Genomic DNA, 23,482 nt, shown 5'->3' with positions numbered 1-23,482 from the left:
TTTCCGACTTTCCTGTTGAGTAACAAGACTGAGCGGGTCTATCGTTTCTACTGGCACGAACGGACCGCGCACTGGATATGCGGCGCCGCGCCCTCATGTATAGCGTGATGACCTCTCCTCACTCTTCAGCCGATGCTCTGGACGCGTTCCATCCCGCCGTCGCGGGCTGGTTCAGGAAGACCTTTGCTGCGCCGACGGACGCGCAAGCCGCCGCGTGGCCGCTGATCCGCGGCGGCCGGCACACGCTCGTCGCCGCGCCGACGGGCTCGGGCAAGACGTTGACGGCCTTTCTCGCCGCGCTCGACGAACTCGTGCGCGACGGGCTCGCGCACGGCGGCGCCCTGCCCGACGAAACGCTCGTGGTCTACGTGTCGCCATTGAAGGCGCTGTCGAACGATATCCGCATCAATCTGCAAACACCGCTAGAAGGCATCGCGAAAGAACTCGCCGGACACGGACTGTCCGTGCCCGAGATCCGCACCGCCGTGCGTACGGGCGACACGACGCAGCAGGAGCGCGCCGCGCTGAAAAAGCGCGCGCCGCACATTCTCGTCACGACGCCCGAATCGCTCTACGTGCTGCTGGGTTCAGCGTCGGGTCGCAAGATGCTGTCGACGGTGCGCACGGTGATCGTCGATGAAATCCACGCGATGGCGGGCGGCAAGCGCGGCAGTCATCTCGCGCTGTCGCTCGAACGGCTCGACGCGCTGTGCGGGCGGCGCCTGCCGCGCATCGGCCTGTCGGCGACGCAAAAGCCGATCGAAGCCGTCGCGCGTTTCCTCGTCGGCGGCACGAGTCCGGACGGCGATGCACCCGCCGACTGCGCGATCGTCGACGTCGGTCATGTGCGCGAGCGCGATCTCGCACTGGAAATGCCACCCGTGCCGCTCGAAGCGGTGATGTCGAACGAAGCGTGGGAACTCGTCTACAACCGGCTCGCCGAACTCGTCGCGCAGCATCGCACGACACTCGTGTTCGTCAACACACGGCGCATGGCCGAACGCGTCGCACGGCATCTCACCGAGCGCCTCGGCAAGGAAGCCGTTGCCGCGCATCACGGCAGTCTCGCGAAGGAACATCGCTTCGACGCCGAGCAGCGTCTGAAGCGCGGCGAATTGCGCGTGCTGATCGCAACGGCATCGCTGGAACTGGGCATCGATATCGGCGACGTCGACCTCGTCTGCCAGATGGGCTCGCCGCGCGCGATCGCGCCGTTTCTGCAGCGCGTCGGCCGCTCGGGTCACCATGTGGGCGGCATGCCGAAGGGGCGTCTCTTTCCCGCTTCACGCGACGATCTGATCGAATGCGCGGCGCTGCTCGACTGCGTGCGGCGCGGCGAACTCGATCTGCTGCATATTCCGCGCGCGCCGCTCGACGTGCTCGCGCAACAGATCGTCGCCGAAGTCTGCAATGCCGAATGGGGCGAGGACGCGCTGTTCGATCTGTTCCGCCGCGCGTCGCCTTACGCCACGCTTGAACGCGAGCAGTACGATGCCGTGCTGCGCATGCTCGCCGAGGGCTACACGAGCCGTCACGGTCCGCGCGCCGCGTACGTGCATCGCGACGCCGTCAACGGCACGCTGCGCGGGCGGCGCGGCGCGCAGCTCTATGCCGTCACGTCGGGCGGTACCATCCCCGAGAACGCCGATTACGCGGTCATTCTCGAACCGCAAGGGCTCAACATCGGCACGGTCAACGAAGACTTCGCGGTCGAAAGTCTCGCGGGCGACGTGTTCCAGCTCGGCAACGCGTCGTACCGGATCATGCGGGTCGAAAGCGGCCGCGTGCGCGTCGAGGATGCGCAGGGCCAGCCGCCGAATATTCCGTTCTGGCTCGGCGAAGCGCCCGGACGCAGCGACGAACTGTCGGCGGGCGTCGCGCGGCTGCGTGCGGAAATCGAGCGGCGCATTCCGAACGCGGCAGTCGCCGTGCCCGTCAGTGCACATGCCGATGTGCTCGCCGCTCGGCACGAAGGCGTCGCGACGCTCGCTGACCGCGAAACAACGGCCACGCTCGATCTCGAACCTGCCATCGCGTGGCTCGCCGCGCACACGCAGGTGCCCGAACCGGCCGCGCGGCAGATCGTCGAGTATCTGGCGCGCGCACGCCAGGCGCTCGGTGCGCTCCCGACGCAAGACACGCTCGTGATGGAGCGCTTCTTCGACGAATCGGGTGGCACGCAGCTCGTGATCCACACGCCATACGGCAGCCGCGTGAACCGCGCGTGGGGACTTGCGCTGCGCAAGCGTTTCTGCCGCACGTTCAACTTCGAGTTGCAGGCGGCCGCGACGGAAGATGCGATCGTGCTGTCGCTCACAGGTGCGCACAGCTTCGCGCTCGATGAAGTGTGGCGCTATCTGCGGTCGGCGACGGCCGAGCACGTGCTGGTCCAGGCGCTGCTCGACGCGCCGCTGTTCGGCGTGCGCTGGCGCTGGAACGCGACGACAGCGCTCGCGCTGCCGCGCTACACGGGCGGCCGCAAAACGCCGCCGCCGTTGCAGCGCATGCGCAGCGACGATCTGCTCGCCACCGTGTTTCCCGATCAGGCGGCGTGCCTCGAAAACATCGTCGGCGAACGCGAATTGCCGCGTCATCCCCTCGTCGATCAGACGCTCGACGACTGTCTGCACGAAGCGATGGACACGGAAGCCTGGCTCGCGCTGCTGAGGCGAATCGAGAGCGGCGCGATCAAGCTGGTGTCGCGCGATCTGCCCGCGCCGTCGCCGCTCGCCGCCGAAATACTGACGGCCAAGCCATACGCCTTTCTCGACGATGCCCCCCTCGAAGAGCGCCGCACGCAAGCCGTGCTGAATCGCCGCTATACGACGGGCCCCGATTCCGCCGACGATCTCGGCGCGCTCGATGCCGATGCGATCGCGAGCGTTCGCGAAGAAGCATGGCCGCAAGTGCGCAACACCGACGAGATGCACGAAGCGCTGACGGGACTCGCGTGCATCGCCGAAAGCGAGGCGCAACGCAACGAAGGCTGGTCCGCATGGCTCGCCGATCTGGCGAAAACAGGTCACGCGACGCGTATGCAGGTCGCGCAGCACGACGCCGTGTGGTTGCCCGCCGAGCGCCTCATGTGTCTGCGCGCGATCTATCCGCATGCCGACATCGAACCGGCAATCCGCACGCCCAAAGGTTTCGACGAAGCCTGGACGGAAGACGACGCACTCGTCGACGTGGTTCGCGCGCGGCTCACGGGCTTCGGCCCGCTGCCGCTGCCGTCCATCGCACGTGCGCTTGCGCTGCCCGCTTCGGCCGTGGCGCAGGCGCTCACGCGCCTCGAAGCGGAAGGCTACGTGATGCGCGGCCGCTTCACACCCGGCGCGATCGAAGAAGAATGGTGCGAGCGGCATCTGCTCGCGCGCATTCATCGCTATACGGTGCGGCGTTTGCGACGCGAGATCGAGCCCGTCGAGCGGCACGACTTCATGCGCTTCCTGTTCGCGTGGCAGCGTCTCACGCCCGACATGCGCGGCGAAGGACGCGACGCGCTCGCCGCCGTGCTCGATCAGCTGGAAGGTTTTCAGACGGCGGCGAGCGCGTGGGAAGAGGACCTGCTGCCCGCAAGGCTGAAGGACTATTCGATCACGTCGCTCGACGATCTGTGCCGCTCGGGCAAGATCGTGTGGATGCGGCTCACGGACCGTGCGCGCGGCGCGAGCGGTCCGGTGCGCAGCACACCCATCGTGCTGTTGCCGCGCCGCGCGCTGCCCGTGTGGACCGCGCTGCTCGATACGTCGAAGCAGCCGGAGTTGTCGCCGAAAGCGCAGATGGTGTTCGACACGTTGACGCAGCACGGCGCGATGTTCTTCGATGAGCTTTCGGGCGACGTGCATCTGCTGCGCGTCGAACTGGAAAACGCGCTCGGCGAACTGGTCGCGGCGGGGCTCGTCAATTCGGACAGCTTCGCGGGCTTGCGCGCGCTGCTGAAACCCGTCGCGAAGCGCAACGCATCGTACTTTCCGAGCCGGCGTCCGCGTGGCGCGGGCGCGCTGATCGGCGGAATGGACGATGCGGGACGCTGGGCGCTGTTGCGGCGCCCGTCCCCTGTTGCCGCTGCGGCGCTGGAGGACAAAGCGCAGTCGTCTTCGCACCGTTCAACGTCGCATGAGCCGGAAGTGATCGAGCATGTCGCGATGACGCTATTGCGGCGTTATGGCGTGGTGTTCTGGCGGCTGCTCGAACGCGAAGCCGAATGGCTGCCGCCATGGCGCGATCTGCTGCGTGTGTACCAGCGGCTCGAAGCGCGCGGCCAGGTGCGCGGCGGCCGCTTCGTCAACGGCCTCGCGGGCGAGCAGTTCGCGCTGCCCGAAGCGATACCGCTGCTGCGCGAAGTGCGCCGGCATGCGAACGATGGTGCTTTTGTATGCGTCGCGGGCACCGATCCGCTGAATCTCGTCGGTACGCTGCTGCCGGGCGACAAGGTGCCCGCTGTCGCGGGCAATCGCGTGCTGTATCGCGACGGCGTGCCCGTTGCGTCGCTCGTCGCCGGTGAATTCAATCTTCCAGACGACGCCGACGGCGAAACCAAGCAGCTGATGCGCATGCGTCTCGCGCGGCGCTACTAGCTGTTGAAATCACAAGCGCAGCCGTTGCACGCACAACTGCCGTGCATCGGCTGCGCGTTACGCCTCCGTTAGCGCATCATTCGCCCGGCGCGTACAGATCGAGCAGTTTCAGCGTCACGCCGTTGGTCCAGCCGAAGCCGTCCTGCAGCGGATATTCGCCGCCGCCTCCGCCGCCCGTGCCCGATCCTTCGACGACATACTTTTCGACCAGCTTCTGCTCTTTCGCATAGACGTTCTTCACGTCCGCGAGAAAGCGCGTGCCGATCTGCTGCGCGAGATCGCTGCGCCCATAGCGCCTGAGCCCTTCGATCGCGATCCAGTGCAGCGGCGCCCAGCCGTTGGGCGCGTCCCACTGCTGGGTCGTGTCGTAGGTCGACGTCGTCAGACCGCCCGGCTTCAGCAACACGGCCGCAACGACGTTCGCCGTCTTGTGCGCGCGATCGGGCCACGCCGCGCCCGCGAACAGCGGATAGAGCATCGCGGGCGTCTGGTTGTCGCGCGCCTTCGCGAGCTTCCAGTCGTAATCGCCGTAGTAGCCCTTGCTATTCCACAGATAGCGGTTGATGCCCTCCGCACGCTTGCCCGCCTTGCCGATGAACTGCACGACACAGCTGAAGTCGCGCGCTTCCGAACAGCCGCGCGCGATCGTCGTCTCGAGATGGAACATCAGGCTGTTCAGGTCGACGGGAATGATCGAAGTAGTGCGAACGGTCGTGAGATTCATGTTGTCGCCGAACCAGCGCGAACTGAAATCCCAGCCGCTTTCCGCCGTCGCGCGCAGATCGCGATAGACCTCGTTCGGCGCGCGGCCCGTCGCTTTCTGCGCCGTCTGCACGTCTTCCAGATACGACTCGTCGCGCGGCGTGTCGAGTTCGTCCCAGTAACGGTTCAGCACTGTCCTGTCGGGCAGCACGACGACGTTGCGCGTCGCTTCGCCGGGCTTCGTGCTCGACGCGCCCTGCATCCAGTACGCGTATTCCTTGCGCATCTGCGGCAGATACTTCTGATAGACGCGCCCGCCCTCCACTTTCGCCGCCAGCTCGACCATGTACGAAAAGAACGGCGGCTGCGAGCGGCTCAGATAGTAAGTCCGGTTGCCGTTCGGGATGTGGCCATACGTGTCGATCATGTACGCGAAGTTGTCGAGCATGTTGTCGACGAGATCTTCATGTCCCGACTCCTGCAGGCCGAGCATCGTGAAATAAGTATCCCAGTAGTAGCCCTCGCGAAAGCGGCCGCCCGGCACGACATAGGACTTGGGCATCGGAATCAGCGAACTGTACGAGGGCGCGCTCGTCGTCGTGCGCGTGAGTTCGGGCCACAGCCAGTTGATGTGATCGCGCAGCGACTGGTTCGGCGGCGGCGTGATGACGGGCTCGGAAGGCGGCGTGAAGTACTGGTCGACGAAGGCCTTCAGCGAAAAGTTCGCCTGATTCTTCTGCGCGTCATACGCCTGCAGGATCGTTGTGGGATCGGTCTTGGGCAGCGCGTCGACGAAGGTCTTCTGGTCGGGATAGATCTGCTGGGTTTGTACGGCAACGAACAGGTCGCCATACAACTGGTCGGGCGGCGGCGGCAGCGTTCCGCCCACCTGGGTATCGGCATTCGCGATCTGCGCAAAACCGGCGAAGCCTGCGAACAGCATCAAGCCCGACAATGCCACGGCGCGCGCCGCGCGTCGTCTGCGCACAGGCGGCCCGTTTGGCGGCCCGTTTGGCGGCGCAGTGCGCTGCATCGATTGAAAAGAAACCGCGGTTGAATGATCCGTTTCGACGGCCCAGCCACGCATATACGACAGCGACAGCGTCCTCATGTCTCCCTCCTCGGAAAGGTGGACAACCGGTCTGGTCTGCCGTCGCGCTTTTGTATCGCGAGGTGAGGATCGCATAGGAGCACGCACGTGCGCAATCGCGCGTGAACGTTTGCGGAACCCGTGTCGCAAGGGCATCAATTTTTATATGCTTTCTGGTTAAAGAAAGGCGTTTAGAAAGTCGTTAATCAATTCGGAGCCGGACGTCCGGCTGCTTCGTTACAATGAAGCGAGTCAGTCAATAAGAATCCTTCGCCGCCGCGTGCTGTACTCGTATCCGGAGCTCGACTGGAGGCAAATTTTGCCCGGGGACCCCTCATGAACGACGACCACGATCAGGTGCTTTTCGCCCGATTCGGAACGAGCAGTCCTTGCTGGCGGCTTTCGAGCGACAGCAATGCGCTCGAACTCACGCCCGAAACGGAAGACGACGCCGCCACGGTCGCGATTGCGCTGTCCGGTGCGCAGGCCGCACAGATCCGCCGCCTCACGGGCGTGACGTCGCATCTGACAATGGACGTTCGCCTGTTCGGCGAAGCGCTGCGTCTGCATCTCGTCGGCAAGAAGCTCAATGGCAGCACCTGGGCAGGCACGGCATCAGCCTACGAAGATACGGAATCCGTCGCACGCGATCTCGTGCATGGCCTGTCGTTTGCCGAGCAGGTCGTGTCGGAAGTCAATTCCGTCGTCGTGATCGTCGACCGGGCCGGCCGCATCCAGCGCTTCAACCGGCTCGCCGAAGAACTGACGGGCATGAAGGAAGAAGACGTGATCGGGCGCAACGTGTGGGCGCTGTTCATGTCGTCGGAAGCGGGCGCGGCATCGAGCCAGAATATCTCCGGCTTTTTCCAGCACGGCGTCGCCTATGAAGTCGAGCGCCGCGTGCGCACCGTGCACGGCGAGCGGCTCTTTCTGTTTCGCAACAAGTTCGTGATGAGCGGCAGCGGCGTCGACGAGCAGTTCCTGATCTGCTCGGGCACGGACATCACGAAAGAACGCAACGCCCAGGAGCGGCTGTCCGAACTCGCGAACACCGATTCGCTGACGGGCCTGCCCAACCGCAACGCGATCCACGACAAGACGCGCGCGGCCATCGCCGGCGCCGCGCCGGGCGACGCCGTCGGCATCCTGTTTCTCGATCTCGACAACTTCAAGAAGGTCAACGACCACTACGGCCACGTATTCGGCGACCGGCTGATCCAGGACGTGTCGTCGGCCGTGCGTGAATGCCTCGACGATGCCGACACGCTCGCGCGTCTCGGCGGCGACGAGTTCATCGTGCTGTCGCCCGTCGCGACGGTCGCGTCGATGGAGGCGATGGCGCAGCGCATTCTGGAGCGGCTGCGCACGCCGTTCAGTCTCGGGCTCGTCGAGGTGTACACGGGCTGCTCGATCGGCATCGCGATGTTCCCCGAACACGGCGACAGCCTCGAAGCGCTGATCCGCGCCGCCGACACGGCCATGTACGTCGCCAAGGACGACGGCAAGCGCACCTATCGCGTGTTCTCGCCGGAGATGAACCGCAAGGTGGCCGAGTACATGTGGCTCGACACGAACCTGCGGCGCGGCCTCGAAGAAGGCCAGCTGACGCTGCACTATCAGCCGAAGCTGTCGCTCGCGACGGGCACCGTGTACGGCGTCGAGGCGCTTGTGCGCTGGAATTCGCCGGAGCGCGGGCAGATCATGCCCGCCGCGTTCATCCGTTACGCGGAAGAGTCAGGGCTGATCGGGCCGCTCGGCCGCTGGGTCATGCAGACGGCCGCCGAACAGGCGGCGCAATGGAAGGCGCGCGGCTTGTCGCTGCGAGTCGCGATCAACGTGTCGGCGCGGCAGCTGGTGGGTACGGCCGTCGTCTCGCACTTCACCGAGGCGCTGGAACGTGCGCAGCTCGATCCTTGCCTGCTCGATATCGAATTGACGGAAAGCTGCCTGATCGAAGACGAAGCGGCTGCCATCGACCTGATCACGCAATTCCGCGATCTCGGCGCGCAGGTTCATCTCGACGATTTCGGCACGGGCTATTCGTCGCTGTCGCAGTTGGGGCGCATTCCCCTCGACGTCATCAAGCTGGACCGCAGCTTCGTGAGTTCGATCAACGCGGACAGGAAATCTCAGGCGCTGGTGCGCTCGATGGTGGCCGTCGCGCAGGCGCTGCAACTGAAGGTGGTGGCGGAAGGGATCGAGACGGAGCAGGAGGAGCTGTTCATGAAGGGGCTGGGCGTCGAATACGTGCAGGGCTATCTGTACGGCAAGCCGATGCCCGCGGCCGATTTCGAGCGCTGGCTGCATGACAGGCAGAAGATCCGGTTGATCGCCTGAACCCCCGAAAAGTTCGCTCGACCTTGGGAATCCCCTGCCTGGCCACTGCTCATACGGCGGACTACAGATTGCATGCTGCGTACTACCTGTTTGCTACGTTGAGGGTTGCGTCAATTTCCGACGGGTGCAGACGGAGCGCATGAATTGCAATGCGTGGGGGCGTTCTGCGATCAGACCTTGATCCTGTACGTGCTCGTGCAACCTTCAGGCAGCATTCACGGCAGCCGGGCGCAGATTGCTCGCACGGCGGTTTTGCAGCATCACGAGCCGCTCCATGAACGCGAGGTCTTTTTCCTCGATCGTGAACGCGGCCTGCACCCAGTCTTCCGTGATTTCCATCAGCTCGGCGCGCGACAGCTGCAACACGCGCTGACGCGCCCGCACCATCGCGCGGATGCCGTTGAGCTTGGGACGCAGCGTGTCGATGAAGGTGCGCGTGGCGATGTAAGCGTCGCCCGGTTCGAACAGCTGGTCGACGAGGCCACGGCTTTCGTACCACTCCGCCGTATGCGACTCGCCGCCGCCGATCAATTCCTCCGCGAGACGCATGCCCGCCTTGCGCGCGACGAGCGAATAGCCGCCCATGCCCGGAAACAGGTTGAAGGCGATCTCCGGAAAGCCCATCCGCGCGTCGTTCTGCGCGAGCACGAAATGATGCGCGAGCGCCGCTTCGAAACCGCCGCCGAGCGCCGTGCCCTCCACCATTGCGATCGAAATCGCGCCGGTGTCGAAACCGCGCGCCGCGGCATGCACGCAATCGACGCACGCGCGCGCATACGCCATCAGCTCCTGGCGATGCCCGCCACGGATCGCATCGGCGAAGAAACTGAGGTCGCCGCCGACGTTGAACATGGACGGAATCACCGAGCCCGTCACCCAGAAATCGATGCGCACATTGGAATCGCGCGCGGCCCGCGCGAGTTCGAGTATGTCGTGCACGAGTTCGAGGTTGAAGCACGGGCGCGGTTGCGCGCGCAACATCATCCACATGATGTTGCGCTCTTCTTCGTAATACGCGGCGATTTGCGACAGCTTCCCGGCTTCGAGAAACGGACGGCAGGCGTGGTGGTTTTGCAGATTCATTTTGAACGGTCCTTTTAAAGTTAAACACCCGGGTGAAGCAATGCGAGCCTAAAACAGACCAGAATCCGCCAGGAGGGGGTAACGAACAGATGTGCGCAGTTCGTCATAAGTTTGGCGACGCCCATTTGGCGGGGGTCTTGCCAGGCGCGGCTCGCGCAAACGATTGCGTTTCGGGGGAAAACTTCAAACAGGCGTTCTTTGCGACACCGGAATAAGGGAGCAAAGCAGCAATTAGAATATCTGTTTTAACTTTTGCGAATTAATCGCAAACGTTTTAGAGCAATCCACAGTTATTCCAATTGCATTTTTTGTGGAATCGGGGCGAGCAGCGGCAAAAAGCGGCAAATGGGACTTGTTGCCGCGTTCAAACGGCGTTTTTTCAGACGCGCCAGGTGACGCGCGTATGTCGATGCGCGTGCAACGACATACGCGCCGTGATCGGAGTGAAGCGCTCGCGCATGGGCGAGCGTTCAGGCGTTAGCGCAGACGCGCGGACCAGCTATCGGCCTGCTCTTGAGACAGACCGGCCGCCAGCGCCGCGTCGCGGATCTGCTGCCAGGTCTGCGGATCGACGGGAATGCCGTTGGCCTCGCGCTCGGCGCGCGTCACGCGTTCGGGTTCGCCCGGCGCGTAGATGCGTTCGGCGCCCAGGGCGAGCGGCGACGCCTTCACCCATTCGACGAACGCATCCGCCTCGGCTTCGGCGTTGGGCGCGTCGAACGCGGCGGGATCGACGATCACCGACATCATGCAGTTGATGATCGCGTTGGTCTGTTGCAGCGTGTCGTCGTGCGTCGTGTAACCGCCCGACAGCGCGCCGCCGAAGATCTCGCACATCGCCGCGAGGCCGAAGCCCTTGTGGCCGCCCGCCTGTCCGCCGACGGGCATGAGCGCGCCGAACGGCGCTTCCATCATGACTTTCGGATCGACGGTCGGCTTGCCTGCGTGATCGATCAGCGAACCGGGCGGCACCTGCTTGCCCTGGTTGTACGCGACGCGCGTCTTGCCGTACGCGACGGCGCTCGTCGCGAAGTCGAGCACGAGCGGCGCCTTGCCTGCGCGCGGAAAAGCCGCGCAAAACGGATTGGTGCCGATGCGGCGATCCGCGCCGCCGAACGGCGCGACGAGCGGATCGCCTGCAACGTTCACGAAATGGAACGACACGAAGCCCGCCTTCGCGCACTGCTCGGCCCAATGCCCGATCCGGCCGATATGGTGTGCATTGCGCAGCGCGACGGCGCACACGCCGAGCTTCTTCGCGCGTTCGATGCCGTGCTCCATCGCCTCATGCGCGACGACCTGGCCGAAGCCCTTGCCGCCGTCGATCGTCAGCACGGCGCCGACATCCTTCACGACACTCGCGTGACCGTTCAGCTTCAGCTCGCCGTCGCGCAGCGAATCGACATAGCGCGGAATCATGCCGACGCCATGCGAATCGTGTCCCGTCAGATTGGCCGCGACGAGGTGATCGGCGACGAGCTGGGCTTCGCGCGGCGCACTGCCCGCCTGCTCCCAGATTGCGCGCACGTATTCGTGAAGTTCAGCGGCGGAAATGCGGGCAGCAGACGTCGTGGCAGCGTTCATTCGATGAAAGCCCTGGTCAAGGTCGTGCATGGAAAGCGGAAGGCACCGGCCGGTGCCTTCCGTGTGTGCAACAGTCAGCGCAAGCTGGTCAGGGCGCGGCAGCGATCACTTCGGCGACGGACGCCGTCAGCTTCTTGCCGTACGGCACGTGCAAGAACTCATTCGGACCGTGCGCGTTGGACTTCGGTCCGAGCACGCCGCACACCATGAACTGCGAAGTCGGGAAGCCCGCCTTCAGCACGTTCATCAGCGGGATCGTGCCGCCCTGCCCGATGAACGCGACGTCCGCGCCGAAGTGCTGACGCGACGCGTCGTTCAGTGCCGTCCCGAGCCACGGTGCGAGTTCGGGCGCGTTCCAGCCCGTCGCGGCGCCCGCGTCCGGCTTGAACGTGACCTTCGCGTTGTACGGCGGATCGAACTCCAGCAGCGACTTCAACTGCTGCACCGCATGTTCCGCATCGACGAGCGGCGGCAAACGCAGCGACAGCTTGAACGCCGTGCGCGGACGCAGCACGTTGCCGGCATCGGCCAGCGACGGCAGGCCCGCCGCGCCCGTCACCGACAGCGACGGACGCCACGTCGAATTGAGCAGCGCTTCTTTTGGGTCGGTGGTGGTCGGCAGCACGGGGCCGCCGTCCTGGCCGCAGGCCCACGGCAGCTTCTTCCACACGTCGTCGCCGAGAATCTTCGCGGTCGCTTCCGCCTCGCTTAGACGATCGAGAGGAACCGGGCAATGGAAGCCCTTCGGCAGCAGCGTGCCGTCGGCGGCGTCTTCGAGACGCTCGAACATCTGGCGCATGATGCGGAAGCTCGACGGCGCGATGCCGCCGTAGCCGCCCGAGTGGATCCCTTCGTCGAGCACCTGCACTTCGAGATCGCCCGATACGAGACCGCGCAGCGACGTGGTGAGCCACAGCTGATCGTAGTTGCCCGCGCCCGAATCGAGGCACACGACGAGGCCGACCTTGCCGAGCCGCTCGCGCAATACGTCGACATACGGCAGCAGGTCGTAGCTGCCCGATTCTTCGCAGGTTTCGATCAGGCCGACGCAGCGCGGCCGTTCGATGCCTTGCGCGTCGAGCGCCGCCAGCGCGGTGACGCTCGCGTAGATCGCGTAACCGTCGTCCGCGCCGCCGCGGCCATAGAGCTTGCCGTCCTCGAGTTTCGGCGTCCACGGACCGAGGTCGTTGCGCCAGCCATCGAATTCCGGCTGCTTGTCGAGATGGCCGTACAACACGATGGTTTCCGTGCTGCCCGAACGCGTGGCGGGCGATTCGAAAAAGATCACGGGCGTGCGGCCCGGCAAGCGGACGATTTCGAGCTTCAGGCCGCGCACGGGCTGCTGTTCGGCCCACTTCGCGGCTTCCGTGATGACGCGTTCGATGTAGCCGTGCTTTTCCCAGTCGGCATCGAAAGCCGGGCTCTTGGCGGGCACGGCGATGTAGTCGGTGAGCGCCGGCACGATCTCATCATTCCATTTGCGATCGACGAATTCGCGCAGTGTGTCGTGATTCAGCTTTTGAGCCTGCTTTTGATCCTGTTGGGTATCGTCGGAGATCATGATGGCCCTATGCGGTGCAGTCGAAACGCACATGATAGACCCTATGGCCCGCGTTGCCGAATTCGTGTGAACCATGCCGCGCAACGGCAGAAGCCTTGCAAACGGCCTTCAGCGCCGCGAGCGGACAATGCCCGTTCGCGCGACAATGGATGGATAACCACCGCGCCTGGGGAGGCTTCGATGAGCAACAACATCGTCGTTCAGGGCGTGGCGACCGTGGCCGCGCTGGGGCTGTACTTCCTGCCGTCCATCATCGCCGATCGCCGCAAGCGCTACGACATGCTGACCATCGCGCTGTTCAACGCGTGCATGGGCTGGACGGTGTTCGGCTGGCTGGTCGCACTGTACTGGGCGTTCCAGCCGAATCCGCCCGTCAACCTGGAAGGCGACGTGGTGCGATCGCGGCGTGTCATCAGCATGAAAACCTTCACGAAGATGCTGGGCGAACGGGTGCAAATGCGCGAGTCGCGCGACCATCCGCCGAAATAGCGTCGCCCGCACGCTCAACGACAAGGGACATAACCCATGCAAATCACGCCGTTCCAGATTTCGATTGCCGATTTCGAACTCGACGCGCTGAAGACGCGGCTCAAGCAAACGCGCTGGCCCGATGCGTTCGATAGCGCGCCGTGGGCGCTCGGCATCGACCTGAACTATCTGCGCGATCTCGTCGATTACTGGGCGGGCGCCTACGACTGGCGCGCAGCGGAAACGCAGCTCAACCGGCAGCCGCAGTTCGTCGCGCAGATCGACGATCTCGCCGTGCATTTCGTGCACCGGCGCGGCATCGGTCCGAAGCCCTACCCGCTCGTCATCACGCACGGCTGGCCCGGCTCGTTCATCGAGTTCACCGAACTGCTGCCGCATCTGTGCGATCCCGCTTCGGTAGGCGCGGACCCCGCCGATGCGTTCGACGTCGTCGTGCCGTCGATGCCCGGCTACGGCTTTTCCGAGCGGCCCGCGAAGCCCGGCATGACGGTGTACGCCATCGCGGACCTCTGGTCGCAGCTAATGCGCGGCCTCGGCTACGAGCGCTTCGGCGCGCAAGGCGGCGATCTCGGCGCGGCAGTCTCGATTGCGCTGGCCGCGAACCATGCACAGCGGGTCGACGGCATCCACCTCAACTTTCTGCCGAGTTCGTACGCGCCCGTCGCGCCCGACGACCCGTCCATCACCCAGGAAGAGCGCGACTTCCTCGCGTCGAAAGCCGTGTTTGCGGATGCCGAAGGCGCGTACGCGCATATGCACGCGACGAAGCCGCACACGGCAGCCGTCGCGTTGAACGATTCGCCGGCCGGACTCGCCGCGTGGATCGTCGAAAAGTTTCGCGCGTGGAGCGATTGCGAGGGCGACGTCGAGCGTGTGTTTACCAAGGATCAGTTGCTCACCGACCTGTCGCTGTACTGGCATACGCAAACCATCGGTTCGTCGATACGGCTCTATGCGGAAACGCGCGCGCGGCCGCTGCGCTTCGAGCCGGGCCAGCGCGTCACCCCGCCGCTCGGCTTCGCACGCTTTCCGAAGGAAATCAGCCGGCCGCCGCGTTCGTGGATCGAGCGCGTATTCAACGTCACGCAATTCGCCGACATGCCGCGCGGCGGACACTTCGCCGCCATGGAACAGCCCGCGCTGCTCGCCGAAGAGATCCGGCGTTTCTTCCGGCCGCTACGCGGCTGACGCATGGTGCCGGTCGCCGCCGCTGCGGCTGCGGCTGCGGCTGCGGCTGCGGCTGCGGCGGCTCTGAAGTGTATCGACAGCCGAGGCCGCTTCTGTCTCTGGCCTGTGTGCGCGCCACGCGCAACAATGACCCGGTTCGCGCGACTGGCGCTTAATTCAGGTGGATCACCACCGGGGAACGCGAACCGGGAGTCCATCGCCGCCGGAGTCGTTGTCGATGCCCCGTTCGAGCCGCGCGCCTGGGCCTTGCTGCGATTCTTCGACCGGTCTTCCATCAACGGAGCTCACGCAATGCCCCACACCTCGCATCTGCTTGCATTCGCCCTCGTCGCGCTCGGCATGGCGCTCACACCGGGGCCGAACATGGTCTATCTGATCTCGCGCTCGATCTGTCAGGGCCGCACAGCCGGCCTGACTTCGCTCGGCGGCGTCGCGCTCGGCTTCGTGGTGTATATGTTCTGCGCGGCATTCGGCATCACGGCGCTGCTGCTGGCCGTGCCGTTCGCGTATGACACGCTGCGCTTCGGCGGCGCGCTCTATCTGCTGTATCTCGCATGGCAGGCGGTGAAGCCGGGCGGACGCTCGCCGTTCCAGGTGCGCGACCTGCCCGTCGACAGCCCGCGCAAGCTCTTCACGATGGGCTTCGTCACCAATCTGCTGAATCCGAAAATCGCGGTGCTGTATCTGTCGCTGCTGCCGCAGTTCATCGATCCGCAACACGGCAGCGTGCTTGGACAGTCGCTGATCTTCGGCGCGATTCAGATCGTGCTGAGCATTTCCGTCAATTCGACGGTGGCGATGACAGCGGGATCGATTGCCGTATTTCTCGCGCGCAAGCCGACGTGGCTCGTCGTGCAGCGCTGGCTGATGGGCACCGTGCTCGCCGGTCTCGCCGTGAGAATGGCCACGGAAGCGCGACGCTGATGAACGGCCAATGAAGAACCGCTAATGCACGACGCCGGGCTGGCTGATGCACCCGGCGTCCGTGATGAAAGCGTAGAAGGAAGAATGCGAGGGCGCCCTCTGGCGCGTCGTCGCGTTCAAGGCGAAACGATGCGAACAAACTTGCGCAATTGCACCGAGCCCGCCGGAATCGAGCGCGGCTGAAGCCGCACCTCTTCTGGCGCGAACGTTTCCTGACGCAGTTCGCCGTGGTCGTCGAACCATTGGCAAACAAGCCATTCACCCGTTTTACGGGCAATCGGCCCGGCATACGTCACCGTCATACGTGAGCCGCCCGCTTTGAGCGTCACCACGTCCCCGACATTGATTTGCACCGCTTGTTGCGTCGCTTCAAATGCGTCGAAAGTAGCAGTCAGCATGGATGTCCCCGTTATAAGCATTAGGCTGGCTGAAAATTCACTGCCATAAACGCACCGCGGTCCAACGGAATTAATAAGAGTGGACGAAGATTAACAATTGAATATTTCGCCAGCAAGTATTTTTTATTGGAAGCGTTTTCAGCGATTCGGGAATAGAAATCACTTTATTGCGAACGTTCGTTTGTTATTGTTTAGTCCGTGAATCGCCTTCTGGCAAAGGCGCGATGCTGTCTCGCAGCATACACGACGCAGCCGTTTAGGGCAGCCGTTACGGGTAAACGTAAATACGCCGGATCACCCGCTGTCATATGGTTGACATTTCGCAAGTCGGGGCGATTTAAAAGCCGTCTAGCCGAGATAATCGACGCCATCTGTGAATAAGTGCATCACTGCTGAACGGGGAAAATCAGTTGCAATGCGCAATGCAAGGCGTCTCGAATAGTAAGACTGTAGGCGATGAAAACGTTATCCCGCGATTTTCACGTGTATTTTTGTTCTGTCGAATCACAAAAATGCGCTGACTCGGGATTTTCCCTAGGCCGTTTTGATCGTGCGCCGATAAGCGCGCTGTTGATGCCGGACCAGCGTCACGCTGAGTGCAATGCAGACCACCATCAGCACGGCGTTGATTGCGAGGCTGCGCTGGAACGCATAGGCATAGCCGGCCGCCGACGCATGTGTCGACAGCGCGCCGAAGAACGCGCCGCTGATCGCGGCCGTGCCGAATGCGGAGCCGATCTGAAGCGTCGAGGTCACGACGCCCGACGCGAGCCCTGCCTTCGCCGGCTCGACTTCGCCGAGCACGATACGCATGATCGACGGCAACACCAGCCCTTGCCCGACGCCGGCGAACACGAGCCCTGCATAGAAGAGCGTGCCGAGCGGTTCGTGCGTCGCGGCCCAGCCCGTCACCGAAAAGCCGGCCGCCATCATCGAGAAGCCGAGCGTCAGCACGTGCGCGCCGATCTGCCGCACGACGGCGGGCGACGTCAGTGGTCCGGCGACGAAGCCCAGCGCGAACGGCATGATCGCCAGGCCGGATTGCAGCGGCGTCCAGTGCAGGCCGGTTTGCAGATAGATGCCGTAGGTGAGGAAGAACGCGCTATTGCAATAGAACAGAAACGCGATCACGAGCCCCGTCGAAAACGCGGGGTTGCGGAATAGCTGCAGATCGACGAGCGGACTGCCGCCGCTGCGCTCGACGCGACGCTCGATGGCGACGAACGCGGCCAGCGCCGGGGCGGCGAGCGCGAACATCGCGAACGTCCACCATGGCCAGCCGGCTTCGCGGCCATGCGTCATCGGATAGATCAGCAGCATCAGCACCAGCGACAGCAACGCGACGCCTTTCAGATCGACGCCCTCGCGCGTGTCGGGCTGATTCTCCGGTACGAACTTCCACGCGCCGACGAACGCCAGTATCCCGACGGGGATGTTGATCAGGAAGATGGCCCGCCAGTCGAGGCCGAACGGCCGATACGTAATGAGCGCACCGCCGCCCAACTGCCCGACGATCGACGCAAGACCGAACACGAAGCCATAGAAGCCCATCACGCGCGTCTGCTGATGCAGCGGCACGACGGCGCGCACGGTGGCGAGCACCTGCGGCGCCATCACCGAGGCCGCCATGCCCTGCACGATGCGCGCGATCACGAGCACATGCCCGTTCGGCGCGAAGCCGCACAGCGCCGACGCGACGACGAAGCCCGCCATCCCCGCCATGAACATGCGCCGCCTGCCGAACAGATCGCCGAGGCGTCCGCCCGTGATCAGCAGCACCGCGTACGCAGAGGCGTAAGCGGATACGATCAGCTGCAATTGCGCGTCACTGGCGTCGAGCCCCGTGTGGATGGCCGGCAGCGCCAGATTGACGATGAAGTAGTCGAGCGGCGCCAGAAACGCGCCGACGAACAGCACCGTCAGCGCAAGCCCCTGGCGCTCGAAACGCTGATGCCCTTGCGCTTCGGCACGCTTACCCGATGCGGACGGCAGACCCACGCCCGACGCTTTCATGCACCTCTCATTCATGACTGATCGTTCAATAAATCGGCAAAAAATTTTCAGGTCAGCGCACGCATGGCGACATCGACGACGGCTTTCAGTTCGTCTTCCTTGCGCTTGCATTTGCCGAGCACGCGCAGGCCTTGCGTTACGCACAGCAGGAAATCGGCGACCGCCTTTTCGTCGAGGTCGCCGTTGAATACGCCCGCCGCCTGCCCGCGAATCACGGCGGCCGCCAGCAGCGTGACGACACGCCGCTGGATGGCGCGGATTTTCGCGTGCAGCAGTTCGTCTTCGGGTAGCAATTCGAGCGTGCTGTTGGTGATGAAGCAGCCCGTCAGCGACGACGTGACGCGCGTGTGATGCAGCAGCGCATTGCGCAGCGCGACTTCGGGCGGCACGTTGGCATTCAGGCGTTCGACCAGACCATTGACCGCGCTTTCCGCGTAGTGATCGAGCGCCGCCATCATGATGCCGTGCTTGTCGCCGAACACGCCGTACAGGCTGCCGCGCAGCACGCCTGTGGCGTTGCAGAGATCGTCGACGGAGGTTGCGTGGAAGCCCTGACGCCAGAACACCTTGCTCGCGGCGGCGAGCACGGCATCCGTGTCGAATTCGCGCGGACGGCCACGCGCGCCTGCGGTTTCCGCTTTCGCGGCGGGCGCGCGCCTGGAATCAGTGGTATCGGTCATAGAGCCGAGTTTATGACTGATCGTTCAATAATTCAAGGTGAAATGAGAGCAAGCCTCGACTCTCCAGGTGTCCCTGCACAATAGACCCCAGAAATTGAGCAATAGACTCAGAAACGCCGCTGAATGACCGTGCAATAGACCCTGAAAAATGAAAGCTTCTTTTAATGTTTCACGTATCATTCGCCTTCGCGCAGGGTCGACCATGGGTATTCATCGTTGCGGTATTTCATAGCTCTTTCGCCCGCCCCGCGGAGCCGAGACCTAGGGCCCGATGAGCGTCGCGTTTCTCTGCGCAGCAATTTCCTCGCTGCGCTGGCACATCACGACTAACTCGCGACGGACGAGCGCGCGGGCGCCAACAACTCTACGTTAGATGAAGCGCAGCGATATCGCCATGACACTTCGCACAGCCAGATCGACAAATCGAAGCACCCTCTTGCCCCGTCATCTCCATTCGCCCGGCCAAACACCGTGACAAAAAGAAGCCCGTGCAAGCTTGAGACTTGAACCCTTCGTAGCATGAAATACATTCGGAATGTTTGCCGCCTTCAGTGCGTGCAGTGGGTCTCGGAACGTGTCGGCGACGACCGATAGTCTGCTGGCGTGCGCTCGCAGCGTAGATGGCTATTTGCAATCTCGCCGGTGAATGGGGCAACCCATTGACTCGATATCGGCCTGAGCTGACGTTCAGGCGCAGGCGTTCGTGAGGCAGCTTCAGGTCGCTCTTCCGCCATTCGTACCTTAGCGAACGCCCACCGCTGGCAGGAACTTCTGGCCATGGGCACGAGCGTTCAATCGGATCACGAAAAGCTCCGGAGATAATATTGCCGACTACTACATGGCTCTTTCGAAAAAATAGAGCAACCGGTTTGAGCAACTTGGTTTCAACAGCCTTTGTTGAAGCCTCATTGACTGTCCGCGCAGACCACACTGCGGCGCGCGTCCAAGCGCGACGGTCAGCACACAGTCATCGTTGCAGTCAATCGTCTCGACCGATGCCATATTGCAACCGCTGAAATCACCGTTCGAGGCAATGATCTATAGCTGAGCCGCATGTCGAGGCTGTCCCGGCGGGTCAGGCAGACTATTGACAGCTCAGATTGAGGAGGTTGATCATCCTCCCCAACACTGTAAAATCGGGGCAGTCGATGGAAGAGACCCAATCCAAAATGTGGTTTAGTGGTGTAGCGCTCATACCATACTTGGTGCTCGCTGGCATTTGGACATGGTTTATCGGCGGCCATCAAAGAGACTTCTGGACAGCGGCAGGCGTGCTGATCGGTGGGCGCGTTTTATACGCTGTACTAGACAGCATCACATCCTCGATCGCATGGCACGCGTACGCTCGTAAGCGGACCGCTGGCAATATGCGCAAGCTGTTCGAGGACGCCGAAATGCCTTTTCGTGCATATCCCGCCGAAACCTTAGCTTTATATCTGTTTCGTATCGACCAGGACGACCGCGAGCATACTGTCGCCGTCAAATGCGCCGCTCGACAACTTAATACCCTGATCGCGCAGTCTAAAGCCGATGGCATCCTCCAAGGTGCTCGGATGGAACGAGCGATTAACGACGCGTACAACCGCTACACGATCAGAAGCACAATTCAAAATCCACTTGGCGTGTGAAGTATATGCAGTGGTAGGCTGCCGTGAGCGAGCACAATCCAATGCCCGGTCGGTTACCTGAATAGGCATTGGATGTGTGGATCAACGAAACGTGCTGCCAAAACATTTATTGCGGAACGCAATCTCATGTGCCACATGCGATCCGTTATTTCTTGACCGAAGAGACAGCGTCCTTCAGCAATTCGATCAGCTTGTCAGGATTAACCTTCTCAATTGCACGTTCGATGGCGTCATTGAGCGGGGTAACCGGTTCGTCTTTCGACAGTACTCGCGTCGGGTTTGAGCCGAAGTTCTTGATCGCGTTCTCGCGCAACATTTTTATCATGTCCGCATCGTCGCCCATCTCGCTACGGTAGCCGACGAAAGCGTGCGCAGCGGCTTCTTTGAAGGCGTAGTCCTCAACGAGTCTGAGGCAGTGTCCGTACTGGCGCGCAGAAAACCAGGTGAACCAGATAACGGGACTGAGAACGAAAAAGCGAAGCAGTACGCCCACAAATCCGGCAAGCTGTCCCTTCAATGCGACACCGGTTTCGAGGCCGGCCGACGCACCCGCTGCCGACGCGGCGGACGAGAACACTGCTGCTGTTGGAATCAATGGGACGCTACTGATCAGTTCGTGGGTAATGTAGATCCCCGCGCCGATCAGAGCGAGGATGCCCATAGTGAACGCGCTGGCCCACCCATACTGGGCTCTCGTAAGCGCAGCGCGCCTTCGTTCGAAAGACTTCGCTAACGCGACCTTGCTGGCTCCTTGAAGCGTTCCCTCAACCTGTTCTCGATACTTTTCGAATTCGTCGAACAGTTCTTTTTTCGTCGTCACCGATTCGGCCAATTCAAGCATGTATTGAGAAACCAGATCTTTCTGCGATTCGGCGGTTGCTGCGCTGGCCGAGGCCGAGGTCGTTGCTGTTGCTGCAGCGCGCTCGTGACCCCTGACTTCTTCGACGATGTTTTGCAGATCATCCAACTGTTTTTTCGCGGACGTCTCGGTTTTTTCGACTTCTCGCTTTGACTCGAAAGCCAGTTTCGCAGCCGATTGCACGTAATGCGCCTGAGAGATTATCTCTTCGACGCCAGGGCTCAGAGCCTGTAAAGCATCTGCCGACACAGGTATAAGCCACACCAGTGCAGATCGAATGCCCCACAACGCGGAAAACGCTTGCGCCGAACCCGACTGCAGCCACGCCGCCCCGCTTTGACGTGCATTGTTCCGGACGTTCTCTAATGTAACAACGTGGTTTGAAATTCCTGACCAGTGCAGGGCCTTCATCGCGGGGTCGAGGGCAGATGTCTCTGCACGCTCCAGCGTGCCGACGACTACGTCAAACCAGCTAAATAAAACGTCCTTCTGCACCTGCTCATTGTTGAATGACGCCAGCGTCACGGTCTGGTTATCTAGAATTCCGAGCACGTCGTCGTAAACACTGTTGACGCGCTCGGTGAGGGGAGTCTCGATGCTCATTATTTTTCTTGCCGTTATGGTCCAGTGCGTCTTATCGACCCTCGGAAGAGAAACTTTAGGGCGGCTGTTGCTTCCGATCGAGGAGGCCGTGCGTTATCAGCTTTGGCGTGAGCACGTCTTTCGCCCGTCGATAGTGGGCATCCTGCGTGGCGGGCCAGCGCGGGTTATGCCAGACCTCGATCCAGGGGCGAGGTTTCGCACGGCGGTGTTGATGGCAATGCGGTAGGCGTATGTCGAGTTCGAGCACGAGCGGCTCAATCATCCGTGCAGTCTGCTGGCGGAGATGCCGCTCAACTCCGTCGTTCAGGTCGTCAACGCCCAGCCATTGTCTGCTGCTCTGGAAGCCGTCAACGAACCCCGCATCGCGGATGGCCGGGAACGGGTTCCCACCCGAGGTTCCTGGCGAAGCGACTGGACATCGCTCATTGTTGTACTTGGCCCGCGTAGCGCCATTGTCGACGATTTTCCTGCAGACGTCGAACGGCCGCTTCTGGGCCGTTAGTTCCCGTTCGCGTCAGTTGCCGGTGCGTAGCCATTGAAGGTCTCAATGTCCGATCTGCAGAGCGTTCTCGAATTGGTGCTATCGTTTAGGTTTGTTCCCCGCCATAAGCCGTCGTTCACATGCGTCGTCGGTCCGACGTTCAGTCGTCAGCTCCGCCCCGTAACCCGCCATCCGAATGTTAACGACGAACGCTCTTCGTCACCCAATGTGGCGTCGGCGTTCGTGTCTTCACTGTTCCAAATCATCGATGGCTTTCGGGCTTCGCCGGCAGCCCAGTAACTCCTAGTCGGACATGTCGGGTCTCAGACGGGCGATCAACCACGCCCGTTCCCATCCGATCGCTAATCAGTGGAGTCCAGAAAGAGCTTGGCGTGCGCTACGAACAGCTCAGGGTACTGAAAATGCGCCCCGTGCCCGGCGTCGGGGTAGAGGATGAGTTGTGCGTCAGGAATGCGCTGGGCTAGCGTGTAGGAGTTGATCGTCGGAACCATGACGTCGTTGCTGCCGTTCACTACTAACGTCGGTTGCTTGATCGTCTTCAGCGCGGCATAGCGGTCGCCGCGCGGCTTGTTCCACTCCATGATTGCCGCGACCTGCGCCATCATCGTCTGGGGTGAGGAAGGCGGATCGGCGTCCTTGCGCAGGTGCCGTCGCTCCCAGAATGCTCGTCCGGCCTGCTGGCTTCGCTCGGACGGCGAGAAGAAAAGGAACAGGAAGTCCTCGAGGGTGGGCGTCGGATTGCCCGCGACCTGCGAGACGCGAGGGTCGCTGCGCAATTCCCCGTTCCGCGGGCCTGTGCCCACGAGCACCAAGCGCCTGACGAGATCGGAATGCCGCAGCACGAAGGCCTGCGCGACATAGCCACCGATGGAGAAGCCGAGGACGTCCACCTTTGGAAGTCCGAGCGCCTTGACAAAAATTGCGACGTCGTCGGCCAGCGCATCGACCGTGTCCGGCGTCTCCCCGCTCGAACTCGCCACCCCCGCATTGTTGAAGAGGATAACGGGACGCCCTTCGGCGAGGCCGTCCGTCACGAGCGGGTCCCAATGGTCAAGTCCTCCGCGAAAGTGCTGCAGCAAGATTAACGGCGTCCCGGTGTCAGCGCCGAATCGTCTGTACGCATACTTGACGCCCCCTGCCTCCACGAAACGTGTCGGGGCCGTGTTGTGGTTATTGCCAGTCATCGTTCAATCTCCAGTTGGCGCGACACGCGCACCGTGGCGCTGCCTAGGGCGGCGATCCTTCTGTCAGGCGTGTCGCTATT

The 23,482-nt window shown here is 62.8% G+C and carries 15 protein-coding genes and 1 riboswitch; of the genes, 6 read left to right on the top strand and 9 right to left on the bottom strand.

Annotated features, from left to right (window positions below):
- Positions 1–77: 77 nt before the first annotated feature.
- Positions 78–4,577 (top strand): DEAD/DEAH box helicase, encoded by a 4,500-nt coding sequence (locus tag G3N95_RS17990; RefSeq protein ID WP_205971433.1) that lies wholly within the window; start codon positions 78–80, stop codon positions 4,575–4,577.
- A 76-nt stretch (positions 4,578–4,653) separates the two neighbouring features.
- Here G3N95_RS17990 and treA read toward each other — a convergent pair whose 3' ends face one another.
- Complete coding sequence (gene treA / locus G3N95_RS17985; protein ID WP_205971432.1) at positions 4,654–6,390, bottom strand: alpha,alpha-trehalase TreA; 1,737 nt, start codon at positions 6,388–6,390, stop codon at positions 4,654–4,656.
- Positions 6,391–6,705: 315 nt separating this feature from the next.
- On the opposite strand from treA, the gene pdeR reads away from it, so the two are divergent.
- Positions 6,706–8,706 (top strand): cyclic di-GMP phosphodiesterase, encoded by a 2,001-nt coding sequence (gene pdeR / locus G3N95_RS17980; RefSeq protein WP_205971431.1) that lies wholly within the window; start codon positions 6,706–6,708, stop codon positions 8,704–8,706.
- 204 nt (positions 8,707–8,910) lie between these two features.
- Here the strand turns inward: pdeR and G3N95_RS17975 are convergent, their stop codons facing one another.
- From G3N95_RS17975 to G3N95_RS17965, 3 genes are all read right to left on the bottom strand, one after another.
- Positions 8,911–9,789: a crotonase/enoyl-CoA hydratase family protein gene (locus G3N95_RS17975; RefSeq protein WP_205971430.1), complete on the bottom strand. Its 879-nt coding sequence runs from the start codon at positions 9,787–9,789 to the stop codon at positions 8,911–8,913.
- Positions 9,790–10,266: 477 nt separating this feature from the next.
- The gene (locus G3N95_RS17970) at positions 10,267–11,373 is read right to left on the bottom strand and encodes a malate/lactate/ureidoglycolate dehydrogenase (protein WP_205971429.1); all 1,107 of its coding nucleotides are present in this window, start codon (positions 11,371–11,373) and stop codon (positions 10,267–10,269) included.
- An 88-nt stretch (positions 11,374–11,461) separates the two neighbouring features.
- Entirely contained in the window at positions 11,462–12,934 is a 1,473-nt protein-coding gene (locus tag G3N95_RS17965; RefSeq protein WP_205971428.1) for a M20 family metallopeptidase, read from the bottom strand.
- Positions 12,935–13,114: 180 nt separating this feature from the next.
- Here G3N95_RS17965 and G3N95_RS17960 point away from each other — a divergent pair, with 180 nt between their 5' ends.
- The 3 genes from G3N95_RS17960 to G3N95_RS17950 all read left to right on the top strand — a co-directional run bounded on the left by G3N95_RS17960 (position 13,115) and on the right by G3N95_RS17950 (position 15,535).
- Complete coding sequence (locus G3N95_RS17960; protein ID WP_205971427.1) at positions 13,115–13,423, top strand: superinfection immunity protein; 309 nt, start codon at positions 13,115–13,117, stop codon at positions 13,421–13,423.
- A 36-nt stretch (positions 13,424–13,459) separates the two neighbouring features.
- Positions 13,460–14,611, top strand: coding sequence for an epoxide hydrolase family protein (locus G3N95_RS17955; protein WP_205971426.1), 1,152 nt, complete (start codon positions 13,460–13,462; stop codon positions 14,609–14,611).
- A gap of 130 nt (positions 14,612–14,741) precedes the next feature.
- Positions 14,742–14,863: riboswitch (ZMP/ZTP riboswitch) on the top strand.
- A 39-nt stretch (positions 14,864–14,902) separates the two neighbouring features.
- The gene (locus G3N95_RS17950) at positions 14,903–15,535 is read left to right on the top strand and encodes a LysE family translocator (protein WP_205971425.1); all 633 of its coding nucleotides are present in this window, start codon (positions 14,903–14,905) and stop codon (positions 15,533–15,535) included.
- A gap of 116 nt (positions 15,536–15,651) precedes the next feature.
- Here G3N95_RS17950 and G3N95_RS17945 read toward each other — a convergent pair whose 3' ends face one another.
- The 3 genes from G3N95_RS17945 to G3N95_RS17935 all read right to left on the bottom strand — a co-directional run bounded on the left by G3N95_RS17945 (position 15,652) and on the right by G3N95_RS17935 (position 18,626).
- Complete coding sequence (locus tag G3N95_RS17945) at positions 15,652–15,933, bottom strand: YodC family protein (protein WP_205971424.1); 282 nt, start codon at positions 15,931–15,933, stop codon at positions 15,652–15,654.
- 534 nt (positions 15,934–16,467) lie between these two features.
- Complete coding sequence (locus G3N95_RS17940) at positions 16,468–17,946, bottom strand: MFS transporter (RefSeq protein WP_205971423.1); 1,479 nt, start codon at positions 17,944–17,946, stop codon at positions 16,468–16,470.
- A 47-nt stretch (positions 17,947–17,993) separates the two neighbouring features.
- Positions 17,994–18,626, bottom strand: a complete 633-nt coding sequence (locus G3N95_RS17935; RefSeq protein ID WP_205971422.1) for a TetR/AcrR family transcriptional regulator — start codon at positions 18,624–18,626, stop codon at positions 17,994–17,996.
- Positions 18,627–19,774: 1,148 nt separating this feature from the next.
- Here G3N95_RS17935 and G3N95_RS17930 point away from each other — a divergent pair.
- Entirely contained in the window at positions 19,775–20,254 is a 480-nt protein-coding gene (locus G3N95_RS17930) for a hypothetical protein (protein WP_205971421.1), read from the top strand.
- Between the two features lie 145 nt (positions 20,255–20,399).
- Here the strand turns inward: G3N95_RS17930 and G3N95_RS17925 are convergent, their stop codons facing one another.
- A complete protein-coding gene (locus tag G3N95_RS17925) occupies positions 20,400–21,716 on the bottom strand; it encodes a hypothetical protein (RefSeq protein WP_205971420.1) in 1,317 nt (438 codons plus the stop codon).
- 843 nt (positions 21,717–22,559) lie between these two features.
- Positions 22,560–23,402, bottom strand: coding sequence for an alpha/beta hydrolase (locus G3N95_RS17920; protein WP_205971419.1), 843 nt, complete (start codon positions 23,400–23,402; stop codon positions 22,560–22,562).
- Positions 23,403–23,482: the final 80 nt, after the last annotated feature.

The sequence above is a fragment of the Paraburkholderia sp. Tr-20389 genome, assembly GCF_017104565.1.
Classification (GTDB): Bacteria; Pseudomonadota; Gammaproteobacteria; order Burkholderiales; family Burkholderiaceae; genus Paraburkholderia.
Note: the sequence above shows the minus strand (reverse complement) of the source record. Positions and strands in the feature narration are given on the sequence as shown.